The 13127-nt window shown below is 47.1% G+C and carries 8 protein-coding genes; 3 read left to right on the top strand and 5 right to left on the bottom strand.

Annotation, left to right across the window (positions count from 1 at the left end; all coding sequences use genetic code 11):
- The first annotated feature begins 40 nt into the window (after positions 1-40).
- Together JW881_01760 and JW881_01755 are read left to right on the top strand one after the other, a co-directional pair.
- Positions 41-1225: a hypothetical protein gene (locus JW881_01760; protein MBN1696214.1), complete on the top strand. Its 1185-nt coding sequence runs from the start codon at positions 41-43 to the stop codon at positions 1223-1225.
- The gene (locus JW881_01755) at positions 1225-2778 is read left to right on the top strand and encodes a hypothetical protein (protein MBN1696213.1); all 1554 of its coding nucleotides are present in this window, start codon (positions 1225-1227) and stop codon (positions 2776-2778) included. Before JW881_01760 ends, JW881_01755 begins: the two co-directional genes overlap by 1 nt.
- Here JW881_01755 and JW881_01750 read toward each other — a convergent pair.
- Both JW881_01750 and JW881_01745 read right to left on the bottom strand, forming a co-directional pair.
- Positions 2762-4747: a FecR domain-containing protein gene (locus JW881_01750; GenBank protein ID MBN1696212.1), complete on the bottom strand. Its 1986-nt coding sequence runs from the start codon at positions 4745-4747 to the stop codon at positions 2762-2764. The genes JW881_01755 and JW881_01750 overlap by 17 nt on opposite strands.
- A complete protein-coding gene (locus JW881_01745; protein MBN1696211.1) occupies positions 4734-5351 on the bottom strand; it encodes an RNA polymerase sigma factor in 618 nt (205 codons plus the stop codon). The genes JW881_01750 and JW881_01745 overlap by 14 nt, the downstream gene beginning before the upstream one ends.
- A gap of 325 nt (positions 5352-5676) precedes the next feature.
- Here JW881_01745 and JW881_01740 point away from each other — a divergent pair, with 325 nt between their 5' ends.
- Positions 5677-7173, top strand: a complete 1497-nt coding sequence (locus tag JW881_01740) for a thiol-activated cytolysin family protein (protein MBN1696210.1) — start codon at positions 5677-5679, stop codon at positions 7171-7173.
- A 229-nt stretch (positions 7174-7402) separates the two neighbouring features.
- Here JW881_01740 and JW881_01735 read toward each other — a convergent pair whose 3' ends face one another.
- The 3 genes from JW881_01735 to JW881_01725 form a co-directional block, all read right to left on the bottom strand.
- Positions 7403-7744 carry an EAL domain-containing protein gene (locus JW881_01735; protein ID MBN1696209.1) on the bottom strand — a complete coding sequence of 114 codons (342 nt, stop codon included), beginning with the start codon at positions 7742-7744 and terminating at the stop codon, positions 7403-7405.
- Positions 7745-8217: 473 nt separating this feature from the next.
- A complete protein-coding gene (locus tag JW881_01730; protein ID MBN1696208.1) occupies positions 8218-9627 on the bottom strand; it encodes a sigma-54-dependent Fis family transcriptional regulator in 1410 nt (469 codons plus the stop codon).
- Positions 9628-9640: 13 nt separating this feature from the next.
- Positions 9641-12868, bottom strand: coding sequence for a response regulator (locus tag JW881_01725; protein MBN1696207.1), 3228 nt, complete (start codon positions 12866-12868; stop codon positions 9641-9643).
- Positions 12869-13127: the final 259 nt, after the last annotated feature.

The raw sequence follows: 13127 nt of genomic DNA, 5'->3' as shown, positions 1-13127 counted from the left end.
GGGAATGCTTTTTTTATTGCGTCACATTAATGATTCTGCTATGATGATACGCATATTTATGAAACGCTATCGACGATATATGGCATTCATGTGGATCATCATGATTCTGGGCGTAGTGTCTGTCTCAGTGTTGGCGGAGAGTTCAGACGACGTACTGGTCAAACGTTCCGTGCTTCTCCTTCCTGTCGCAAACCTCACCGGAAACGGCGAGTACGCGTATCTTTCGCACACCATTTTCTACGTGCTCGAAAACAATCTGAGAAAACAGGATTCGCTTAATCTATTCATCGGTGACGAGGGTACACTCGCGTTGTCCCGGACACGGGGATTCGGGGAGTTCATGAAGGCGGTCGAAATCCGTTACGCCGCGGAGACTTGCGTTTTCGGCGATTATTACACGGAAGGAGAGGAACTGCACATCACCGTCATCGTCGCCGATGTCGCGACGCTTCGTATTAAAAACTGTTTTTCGGAAGTGATGCCCGTCGATCAGGAGAGGAACGAATATCTCGATGAGATGTGCCGGGATATCGCAGTGACGATCGCCGCCGGTCTGCCCGCTCTGGCCAGGGAGGCGATTATGGAGAAGCAGATCGTGAACAGACTCCGGGCCAGACTCGATGCGGAAGAAACCCTGCTTGATTCGATTCTGAGAAAACGGAACGAAGTCGCCGTAAGTACGATGACCGGTATATCGCTGGGCCGTTCCGTGATTACCTGGTCAAGAAAAAACTCACTCGCAGGTTTTCCCCTCCGTATCGAATATACGCGGTATCTCTCCGGTAACTTGCATATGAGGGCCGGTCTCGAATATATCCCACTCGATATCATGGTCCCCGGGGTATTCCGTAACGAAGCGGGGCTGGACCTGCTCCTTGGCATTCATACGCCTTCGCTTTTTTCCTTCAGCCTCGATACCGGATTCGCGGTCACCTTCGATTACAATGAAGAATGTCTCGCACTCGCTGAATCGGAATACGAACCGGGACCGACCGCAACCCGCCTTACCTTTTCGCTTCCGCTCGTCACGGGTTTCTCCCTCTACCTGAACCGCATGTTTTTTCTCTGTTTCAGGTTTTCCAGCTTCGGACTGTCCTGGACGCTCGAGACGGCGGACCCGCGCGAATACGAATACGGAAGCAGGTCGCTTTCCTACGTGTGGGGGTTTTCTCCTTTTTCTTTTCTTTGTCTCTCCCTGACCGCCTCCTTCGGAGTGAGGTTTTAATGGGCGGACGGCACGCGCAATACAAACGGAGCGTATATATAATCCTTGTTCTCGTGTTATCGTTCGCCGGCCCCGGGCTTTTCGCGGACGGAAAGCCCGTCGTCGCCGTTTTGGATTTCGAAGGAAGCGGTCTGCCGCCGGTAAAATGTTCGATGCTCGTCGACCTTTTCAATCAGAACCTGCTCGAAACCTCACTGTGCCACGTGATAGGCAGATACGAACGCAACAAGCTGCTTAAAGGCTTTTCCCGCTCGTCGTTCGACGGGGAAAGCGTAAACGACAACATCGAGGCGGGAAAGCAGCTGTTTGCAGATTTTATCGTAAGCGGCCGCATCGAAAAGATATCCGGCTCCTTCGTGGTTACCGTCAGGCTTTTCAATACGCTCCATTCGCGATTTCTTGTTACCGAGACCCGTACGTTTACCGATTTTTCAGAACTCATCGATTCGTGCCGGCCGCTTACCGGCATTCTCCTTACAGAGATCGGAGCGGGGGGGGCGGGAGGCGACAATGAGAAAAAAATACTCGATGCCTTGAGTCCGGTGCCCGTCAGGGAACGGCTGCTCCTCATTTTAACCAATGGTACGCTCGACAGGGATGAAGCGGTGATACGGGACGTGATGGGCAGATGCCTCGCGAAGCTGCTCGAAGACAAAAGATTCATTCCGATGATCGATTATATGGACCGATCGGTAACCGGGATCGATCCCGGGGCCATGCAATCGTTACTCGCGAGACGGGACTGCCATTATGGTGTCTACGTGACTGGCGATGAAGCAGGATATACGGTGGAGGTCTTCGAAACGGCGTCCGGCGTCATAATGAGGATACCGATAGGGTTTCCGCTTGATCCGGAAAGGGAAGCTGCGATACTCGCTCAAAGCCTCAACGAACGCCTTCCGCTGCTTTCCGAGCAAACACTGGCTAAGGAATTGAGTGAGCATATCGCGACGGAAAAAAAGCTCGAGGAACTGCTTTACACGAACAGGCTTCTCTCCCGGAGGGTAATCGTTTCTTTTTATCAGAAACTACTCAAACCGGTTCTGCTTTTTTCATACGCCCCCTGCCTTTCAATCGTATCGGCGGAAGCGGATGTCTACTGGTATTATTCGCCCGTGCTGGGTCTCGGTGCCGGATACGGTTATTCATACAACTATCCGGGGACTATGGATTCCCGGCTGAATACCATCCCGTATATTCATCAGCACGAAATAAGGTTGATCCCGTTTTCTTTCAGGACGGGGGGCGGCATAGGCATTCTCATCAACGCGATCGCGACACTCAATATGCATGACTCCTATCATATCGAAATGCATGTCGAAGATCCCGTGACGTATTCCGGTGAAGGAATGGTATTTTTTTCCAAACTGGGAGCGCAGGCCGGGGTTTTCTGGAATATCGGAGAATCCTTCGCGGTGTACTGGAGCGGTTTGTTCTTCAACATCGCCTTTCCACTTTCAGCAGGCAGCCGTTATCCGGAGTTCCCCGACCTGAAATCGTGGGGTTATCTTTCCTTTGATGTCGGCGCGCTGGGCATCATCTGTCGTTTTTGATCACGGTATAGACATTTCCGCTGTCGGAAACGAGGTAGACGCGGTCGGTAAACACGATGGGTGATGAGTAAAAGCTTTCGCTATTACCGATCTGTCCCGTATATTCGATGTTCCCGTCTTCAAAGTCATAGACGATTACATCGCCGCCTGCGCTTCCGGAAACAAGGCGCGTTCCCGCGACTGCGGGACACATCATCCTCCATGTCCTGTTCGAGAAGCCGCTTTTATAGGGTGCGGCAATCTCGGTGTACCTTCCGGTCGTAATATCGAGAGAGAAGAGAACTCCTTCCGTTGTGTAGCCGCATACCAACTGCTTGTATACGGCCATGTCCGAGTTCACCGGGGCGGGAAGGGGCCATTTCCCGGCCGGTGTGCCCTTTCTGTCGAGTATCAGGATCGACGATGAATCGTGTGTGCCGAGGTAAGTGACGATGCGGCCGCCTGCTTTGACCGGATTCACGTATGATATTCCCTCGAGCCTGTATTTCCAATCGATCGTCCCGTCCGTATCGATCATGGCGAGGTAATTTTCATAGGAGGCCCCAACTGTCATCCTGCCGTCTTCCCATACGATCGGTGTGACCGGAAAGCGCTCGATGAAAAACCGGACGGGCCCCCTGCGCCCGGATTGCAGGTCGAGTGAATAATATCCGTTGTTTAAAACCGGTACGATCAGTGATTTTCCGGCAGCTGCCGGGTGGTAATTGTCTTCGGAGCTTCCGGACTCAGGCAGGGGATACTCGCCTTTCACTCTGAATGTCGATTTATCGAGAAGATACACTGCGCGCGTCGAGAGGAGACAGATACTGTCTTCCGAAACGACAGGTTTCACCTTGAACGTCGTATGCGACGGGAAATCGCCGCATTTCCTCAATCCCCGCTCATCGACGAGGAAGAGGTCGTGTGAAGTGAGAATGTATCCCCTCATCCCGTCGGATGCGCCGGTCACGAACGCGGGGGTATTCCCGCCGAACTCATCGCCGTTGACGGTGCCGATCAGACGGAAGGTATACGGCTCCGCGACTTCGGTCGTATCCTGCCGGACAGAATCGGAGGAAGTCACGGGAACGGAGTGGGTGCATTCGGCATTCGTATCGGCTTCGGGAAGGCCTTCGTATGGGGTGAGAAACCCGGAGTGCCGCGCTGTGAATGCGGCTTCAAAAGGCGGAAATTCGATACAGTCCCTGTCGAAATCGACGGCTGCCGTGTCGAGAAATCCGTCGATATCGTAATGCGGTTTGCCGTTCACGGATGAAATGGCGATGCACTCGCCGGCTAAAAGCGTATAGATGTCGCGTCCGTCGTTTTTCCCGGCGAGACGGACGCGGACGATTCCTTCATAGCAGAAAGCCCTGATCAGGTTTTCGAAACGCTGCACATGCACTCTCGTTCCCGTGAGTTCCATCGTGTAATCGCCCGTCCTCACGGCGAGCGTTTTACCGTCAAGCAGGGCGCGCGTCTTCGAAATATAGAGATTGCCCGTGCTGAGAGCAATTTCGACCGTCTTTCCCGAATTGGAAGGCACTGTGAGACTGAAGACCGATCCCGGAAAGAATCGGAAGCGGGCTTTCCCTGAAAGCGCGAAATCACCCGCGGAACCTTCCGGTATACGTACAACGGTATCCGGTGAGATCCGGTCGCCCGTTTGAAGCGCCGCCTCATTTTCCGACATCTCTATTGCGGACCCGGAAGCAAGGACAATCTCCGGGAGTGCGTTATCCATGGCGCCGGTTATCCGCAGCGCGATAGTCAGGGATAGGATCGCGATCAGGGGAATCACGAGAATGAGTGAGAGTGACGGATTGAGTGAAAGCGAGAGGAAGGGATTGAACCGGAAGGCCTTTTTTTGTGTGTATTCGCCGATTCGCGCCAGTACCCTGCTTTCGGCCCGGCTGCCGATCGAAGAGGTTCGGGAAGTCTTTTTCAAAAGATGCCTTATCAGCTCTTCATGTGATTCACGCGCTTTCATACGCCTCTCCTCCTTCCCTGAAGCAGTAGATCTTTTCCTTTGCCGCGCGTTCCAGTTCCCGCTCGAGCATCTTTCTTCCCCGGTAGAGCATATTCTCGACCGCCTTTTCCGTCCTGCCGGTGATCGCGGCAATCTCGCTCACGCTTTTCTCGTCGATATATTTGAGTGAAAGGGCCTGTTGGTAGACGGATGAGAGACGGGAAAACCCGATCGATACGATAAGACCGTCCTCCTTTTCCAGCAGGCTCGATTCCGGGGGATTGGACAGCATGTTCAGCACCGCGGTGTGGCCGGCGGCGGCTGACTGCACCACAATCATCCTGTTTTCCCGCTTCATCCTTCTGTAGTGGTCAATTACCTTCGACTGTGCGATGCGGATAAGCCAGCCGGTCACGTTGTGGTTGGGGTTGGGGTTGAGCGTGTGGGCGTATTCGATGGCCCTGCAGTACACTTCCGAAAGCAGGTCTTCGGCGAGACCGGCATTTCCGTTCACCTTGTATTTGATGTAATTGAATACATCATGCCGGGTGAGCCGGTAAAGCTCCTCGAACGCGGCCGTTTCCTTCTTTTTGAGCCGCTTTATGAAATCATTGCCGAAATCCATGACATTCTCTGTTTTTCATGTGTCGCTTCCTATTAATAAACAACGGTTTCGTCCGGGAAATCACTCGCTCATACCTATCATATTTGGCCGCTTTTTGTAAACAAAAAAAAATCGAGTGATTCACGGAATACGGTCGTTGTTTATTACAGAAGCAATTGATCGATCAAAAAAAACGGATTGATGAGAGGAGGTTTTTATAGTATAATAATTGCCCGTTTTAGCGGGACAATAGAAAAAAGTATAACGGCATTCGCCGTAACGGCAACTGCCGAAGTACAATATTATATTTGATAAACGATGATGTTTAAATAACAAGGAGAATAGTATGAAATATCAATCTATTACGACGATATTACTCGCCGCCATTGTCATGGCGGGAGGATGTACCATAGACAACGCGCCGCCGCTCGATAACAGGACGGAGATCAACGAGCGGATCTACGACGCCGTGTATGCGGAACAGCCGCAGGAATCACCGCGTCTTTCCATGGATGAGTCGGTCGACCCGGAATCCGAGTGCGTGGTGACGCACTACAAGGTGAATCTCGGCTGGGACGAACTGTTCCTGCTCGATCCGGCGGCGTCGGTAATATGGCCCGGCGCAATTATAGACGGTTCGACGATCGTAACCGGTGCATACAAACCGATTACGGCCAAACGGGGGCCCCTCACCGTCTACTGCACCATCGGCAATACAGCCGGTTCGATTCACCGGGACATTGTCGAACCGAAGGCTTCGGTTGTGGCGGAAGCCCTGAACAGTATCGTCATGGAAAACGCTGACGGCACCGTCCCGGCGCAAATGAGCTATACCTTTGCCGATGTCTATTCGAAAGAACAGCTTTTTGTCGAAATCGGCGTGAACATGAAGGCGGGAATAAACGGAATGCTCTCCGCCTCGTTCACCGAACAGTTCCGGTGGGACGAGACGCACCGGAGAAGCAAAGTCCTCTTCAAGTTCATGCAGATCTATTACCGGTGCAACATCGATATTCCTCATACACCGGCGGATTTCTTCGACGATTCCGTCGACTGGTATGACATCGGTTATCAGATCTCGGGTAATGTATCGCCGGGCTATGTCGCGTCCATCGGGTACGGCAGGATGGCCCTCCTCCTCGCGGAGTCTTCCTATGATTCGGTCACGGTAAAGACCGCCTTCAAGGAGGCTTTCGACGCGTCATTGGGCCTGGACAACCTCGGCAGTTCGACCACGGAGATTTACACGAAGCACCGGGAAGTCTTTGACGAATGCGATATGAGGATGGTGGTGATAGGGGGTGACTCCGCCTCGGCTACGCCAATGATGACCGATTACTCCCAGTTCACCGCGTGGCTCAATGACGCGCGGAACGCGAAAGTGAACACCCCGGTCATGCCGCTGAGTTACCAGGTCCGCTACCTCAAGGACAACACGGTGATGCACAATGTCCTCACCTCGGACAGCTACCTCAGAAACTGCGAGGATACCGTGCCGACCCCGACGCCCGCTTCAGGCACTCCCGAACCGACTGCTCCGCCCGCGCCCACCCCGAACCCCGTCACCTACACATTGACGGTCAGATATATCGATCCGAACCATACGGGATGTAATCCGGGCGAGAAGGAACAGGAATATAAGGTTACCAATGCCTCGCGAATCTATATCGCGACCGCGGATAAATACTGCTGGTCGAGTCAATGGAACGGCGGACAGGTATATTTCGATGCATGGTCGGGAGATTCCGGCGGCATCGTCCAGGACCGTAATTCACCGATGACGGAAGTCTACGGGTTTACGGGAAACGGAAAACTCACGGCGACCTATAAAACAGTACCGTAACCGGGATTTCCCGGATACGGTATTCGGGAAACGCCTGAATGGATCACCGCGCCTTCTTTCGGGGGCGCGGTTTTTTTATGTTCGCCCGGCGGGATACATTTTCCGGGAGTGAACGTCTCCTCTCCGCCCGGTAAGGAAAAACGGACGCTTTTATCAAAAAAGCGGAAGCCGGACGGCAAGGGTGCCATCCGTGAGGATGAATTCTAAAGTTGAATCGTTATAGAATAGCTTATCCGCCGGGGTATGGTTTTCCCAATAACTTTGTTGTTTCGTTTTTGGGAACGGGAACACTGAAATAACATCCCTGTGCCAGATCACGGTTCTTTGCGTTTAAAAAAGCAAGGCGCTCTTCATTTTCTATTCCTTCCGCCGCCACTTGTAAATCCATACTATGACCAATGGCGATCAGACTGCCGGCTATGGTCGCATCTCTTTTGTTTCCGGGAATATTGCTGATATAGTTGCGATCGATTTTCAAAATATCTAATGGTATTTGCCGTAAAAGTGTAAACGAAGAAAATCCCGAACCGAAATCATCCGGAGCTATTTTAATTACTTTATCTTTGCACAAGCGTCTTCCATATTTTGAATAATCCAGTTTTCCGTTATTTCAAAAATTATATTGGCGAAAGGTATAATAAAATCCTTGACTATCCGCTTTACGGCGGCAAAAAAACATCGTGATAAATTTGCTTGGGCGATATATTTATTGCTATCTTTATAAACAATTATTATGATTTATAAAAACACTTTATAAACATCAGTAAAGCGCCCCAAAACCCGGATAATGCATAAAAGTCACAATCATCTCTGCGGCAGGGCGACTGTCCAATGCTACCTGTGAATCGTGACCGAAGTGCAGGTGGTATTGATTATCGGCAGGATCTATAATCAGGCCGGCGGCGGAAATCACGTAGCAGTTGCTGATAAGGCTCGGCAGCCGATTAATCAGGGTATTGTTTCCGGCAAAAATGCCGCTATAGCATGAAGCGAAAAAAAACGCGGATTCCGGACTGCCCTCTCTTTCGAAGGAGAGGCATTTTACTATTTTTTCCTGTTTCTGTAAAACTTGTCTTTCAATATGCCTGTATTATCGACTGCCTGCTTGACGTTTCCCCCGAAATAATCCAGAATCTCGCATAATATATATTGTTCAATATGTTTGAGTTCAAGCTTTTTTTGGATGACCTCCCTGCTGAGGGTTGTGATTGCCTTTCCGAAGTTGCTCATGTTACATCCGCTCATATGAAAAAAAGGATCAAGACTCTCTTCGCTGATCACTTTTTTATCCATAGAAAGGATGAGCGCCCGCATCATGACATTTTCAAGCTCCCGGATATTGCCAGGCCATTTATACCCGTTAAGTAATTCAAGAGCACTTTCTTCAATTACAGGCTCGGGTATTGAGAGTTCTGTACTTATCTTTCGTAAAAAATACGCAACCAGAAACGGGATATCTTCACGACGCTCCCTTAAGGGAGGAAGCTGTATGGGGAATCCATTAATACGGTAATAAAAATCTTCCCTGAGCGAACCGTTTTTAATACACTCCATCGGTTCCCGATTTGTTGCCGTAATAAGCCGGAAATCGACGGAATAAACCGTATTACTCCCAAGCCGTTCAATCTTTTTTTCCTGGATAACCCGAAGCAATTTGACCTGCAGGTTGGATTTGAGTTCGCCGATTTCATCGAGAAAGAGGGTCCCGTGATCCGAAAGTTCGATTTTTCCGGGTTTGTCCCTTTCTGCGCCGGTAAAGGCACCTTTTACATATCCGAATAGTTCACTCTCCAATAAATTCTCCGGATATGCCGAACAGTTAATGGCAATAAAAGGATTATCGCATCGCGGACTCATTTCATGGATAAACCGGGCGATAAGTTCTTTACCTGTACCGGTTTCACCGGTTAAAAAGACATTAATAGAGAGATTGGAAACAGATTTTGCTTTTTTATATACATCATTAAGCCCGTGGTTGAGTCCGATAATCCTTGAAAAGGGATCTTCCCACTCTCTTTTCGAGTTTTCATAGTACCGGGACAGCTGCTCCAGACGTTTTTTTTCCTCTTTCTTTTTTCTGCAATCGTCAATCGCCTCATCGATAACGGCCTTTAACGATCTTAGTTTTACCGGTTTTTCTACGATTCTTTTTACCAGGTTATTGTTGATGACCTGCTCGAGGATTGTTTTATCGGCAAATGCGGTAAAGAGAATTCCGTAATGGTAAGAGGAAGACTTTTTTGCGGTGATGAGGAGCTCGATACCCGAAAGTCCGGGCATACGGTAATCTGCGACAATAATATCATAGTAGGAGGAGGCAAGACTTAATGCGGCCTCGTTCGGTTCGGAAAATGTCTTTATATTGTAATCGAGAAAATATTTGGCAATATCAACGAGCAGACTCTCTTCATCATCGACAATGAGAATGCTTATATCCGAAACAGATTTGTTCATTGTAATGTCATCCTTATTTCTCTATTTCAATGATAAACTCCGATCCTTTCAAAGGTTCGGATCGAACGTGAATATTCCATCCCTGTTTTAATATAAGATGTTTTGCGATGTATAATCCAAGTCCCGTGCCGACACCGATTTGTTTTGTGGTAAAAAAGGGATCGAAAATATCGTCCATGTATTCCTTGTTTATTCCGCACCCCGTATCTTTTAGTATAATCACCGGTTTCCCCCCCTTTTTTATTATGTTGATGAAAATATCTCCCCTGTCCTTTATCGCATCGATGGAATTTGCAATAAGATTGCTTATAATGTGGAATAAGGCCTCCTCATTTCCACTGATAACGACCGAATCATCGCAGCTAAAATGAACAGCTATTCTTTCACGAATCTTCTCTTCATAGTAATCCAATACGGCAGCGACGATTTGCTTGACATCAATGACATCGGTTTTTAATTTGTGTTCATAGTATAACACCTTTAACATTCTTATCATTTTCCCGATGCGGTCAAGATTCTTGTAGATTCGTTCGAAAAAACCCCTTGTATCTTCATCACCAAGCTTTCGTCTGCCTAAATAGTCTTCCAGGTTTTCGATAGGGGCATAGACACTCTCCAGGGGATTTAATATTTCGTGGGAAATACCGCTTACGAGCATGCCTATTGTTGCATATTTCTCTTTTTCGTACAACTCCCGTTTTATTCGCTGGTACCGCAACAACGCCTTTATTTTAAACTCCAGTTCATCAATATAGAAAGGTTTTGTAATGTAATCGACGGCACCTGATGAATATGCTTTTATTTTTTCATCGAGTGATGATCTGGCAGTGAGGAAAATAAACGGTACATCACGAAAGAGGGGATGTTGTGCGCACGCATCATGAAATTCATACCCGTCCATTTTGTCCATCATGATATCCGATATAATGAGATCGGGTTTGGGATTATTAGAGAGTTTCTCGAAAGCTTCGTTGCCATCGCGGGCAATAATGACATTGTAATGTTCGCTTAATCTGGAATGAATAAAAAATAATAAATCCGCATTGTCTTCGACTATGAGAATAACGGGTGCCCCTTCCCGTTTTTCGCTTTGCCTTGGCTTTAAATGCGAGGATGTATCGACGGGTAACGTATATTCAATCTTTTTTTCCACACTGTCGTTCATTCGCAAACAATGTTCATAAAACAGTATTGTAAAAACGGTTCCGCAGTTTTCCCTGCTTTCCACATGAATCCTGGCATCTATCGCGGCGAGAATTTTTTTGACAATATACAGACCCATCCCGATGCCGTGAATATTCCGGTTATTCCCGGAGATCTGGTTAAAAGGCTCGAAAATGGAATGAATACGGTCTTCCGGAATTCCTCTTCCGTTATCCTTGATAATAAGATGCAGACCGTTATTCTTTTTAAGATGCATTTCAATAGTGCCGGTTTCATTTGTGTATTTGATTGCATTGTCCAGGAGATTATTGACAACCCTGTCGATAGCGGCCGGGTCGGCTTTTATATGCAAGGACGGCTCCACGGAAACCAGCATGCTTATCCGTTTTTTGGAAGCAATTTCCTGAAAAAGTTTTCCCTTTTGTGTTACCATCTCGGAGAGATTGATAATCTGTTCATGATTATAAAATATCTGACCCTGTACAAGTTTTTCGGAATCAAGAAAATTTATAATATCACGTTTGAGTATATCGAGGTTTTGCCGTATCACACGGAGTTCGTCTGTCATTCCTGTTTTTTGTATATGTCTGTCCAGATAATTGATAATGAGTGTGAGAGGCGTTTTGATTTCATGGGCAAGATTTACGAAAAATATTGTCTTCTGACGGCTTGCCTCTTCGATCTGTCTATTTGCCTTTTCCAATGCCGCCGTTCTTTCGGAAACCTTGCTTTCCAGGGTCGCATTCAATTCTTCCAGCTTTGTTTTTGCCTGTTCAGCGGCACGGGCTTCGTATTCTGCTATCTCTTTTGCATTTTCCAGATCGACAATCTGGCTTTTTAATTTAAACAGATGGTGGTTGAGTGCGTCTATATTCTTTGAGAAGGTTCCGATTCCTTCCTGTTTTACCACGGTTTTAAGATCAAGGATAAAATCGATTCGTGAATAGGGGCACCCAAATACTTCTCCTTTCCTTAGAATAAATCCGCTTTCCCGTATGAGAAAATCATCTGTTACCTGGTAACATACAATGCCTTTTTTTTGGGCAAGTTTTTCATCGAGTTCGGCCCGCCCCAAATCCTGCACGGCTATGGATTTTTCCGAATATATTTCCTTGAATGCCGGGAGTCTTTTTTTTCTAAGGAAAATGCGTCGAAAAAGGCTAAAAAAACGCGTATGGAATGAGTATCGGCACTGAATTCGCTCTTTTAATAATAAAACTTTCCGTGCATATTCCTTTCCATTAATAAAAAGACTTGCTCCTTTTTCTACAAGCTTAAGGTTGAGGTGTTTGTAATCCCTTTCAAGCATGCGTTTTAGTCCGATTTGATAGTAGACTATTTTAGATTCTGCGTAATTTCTGTTAATTCTGCGGGGCAGTGCTTCAAAAATACCGTTCATAAACAGAATCGTCCATATCGGAATATCTTCGGAATAATTATCAAAGTTTTTTAAAATAATGACGATTTTCAGCCTGCCTGCACCCATAGAATCCTGTGTAACATACTGTCCGCTCAAATCGGAATTAAAATATCTTATAAAAAAAGGTAAATATTCAAAAAATGTATTTGCGTTTATAAACTTGAGTGCAAGATGGAAAAAATTGACCATCGTTTTATCCTGTTCCGCCGCTATTCTTCCGAGTTTCTTGGCAAACCGCGGATTTGCATTATTGAAACCGAGGAAATCGATGATTCTGTACACGAGCTCGTAATAGTCCTCCATGGGGATCCATTGATAATAATCGTTCAGATATGCGAATGAATACTTCGTGTCGTTGTCAAAGAAATGGGTAATATCGTACCCCTGCGATTTTAGGATATCAAAAAAAAACCGTATATTTGCCGTTGAAACGTCTGTTCTTCTCGAGCAGTCGTTTATATAGATATATTTTTCATAATCAAGGTCCGCTTCGTCGCAATGCTTAAGATCATTAATGATGATGTAATTATCCGGGGATAATCCCTTTTTTTCGATATCCCCGGCTATTTGTTCATATGAATGGAGGAACATACAGGTTAAAAGAGTAGCGTAAAAATAAGGTTTGGTCAAGATTTTTCGCAGAAATGCGACAGTCATTTTAGCAAAACTGCGAAAGAAGTGATATGGAATGAATACCTTTTTAAGAAATTCAATTTAAATTAGCTATGTATTTATTAAAGGTCAAATCAATTGATTAATGTATATTCTTATTATTATCAATACAAGAAATTAATCCTCTCATAAAAAAATTGTAATGCACCTTTTTTAAAACAGCCATTCGTTATTCTGGCATAATATTTGCTTCTGAAAAGATATAAAAACATAGGAGAAACTTACGGTCGTTGACCGGTGTTTC

This window comes from Spirochaetales bacterium (genome assembly GCA_016930085.1).
Lineage (GTDB): Bacteria > Spirochaetota > Spirochaetia > SZUA-6 > JAFGRV01 > JAFGHO01.
This window is presented reverse-complemented; position numbering and strand designations above follow the sequence as displayed.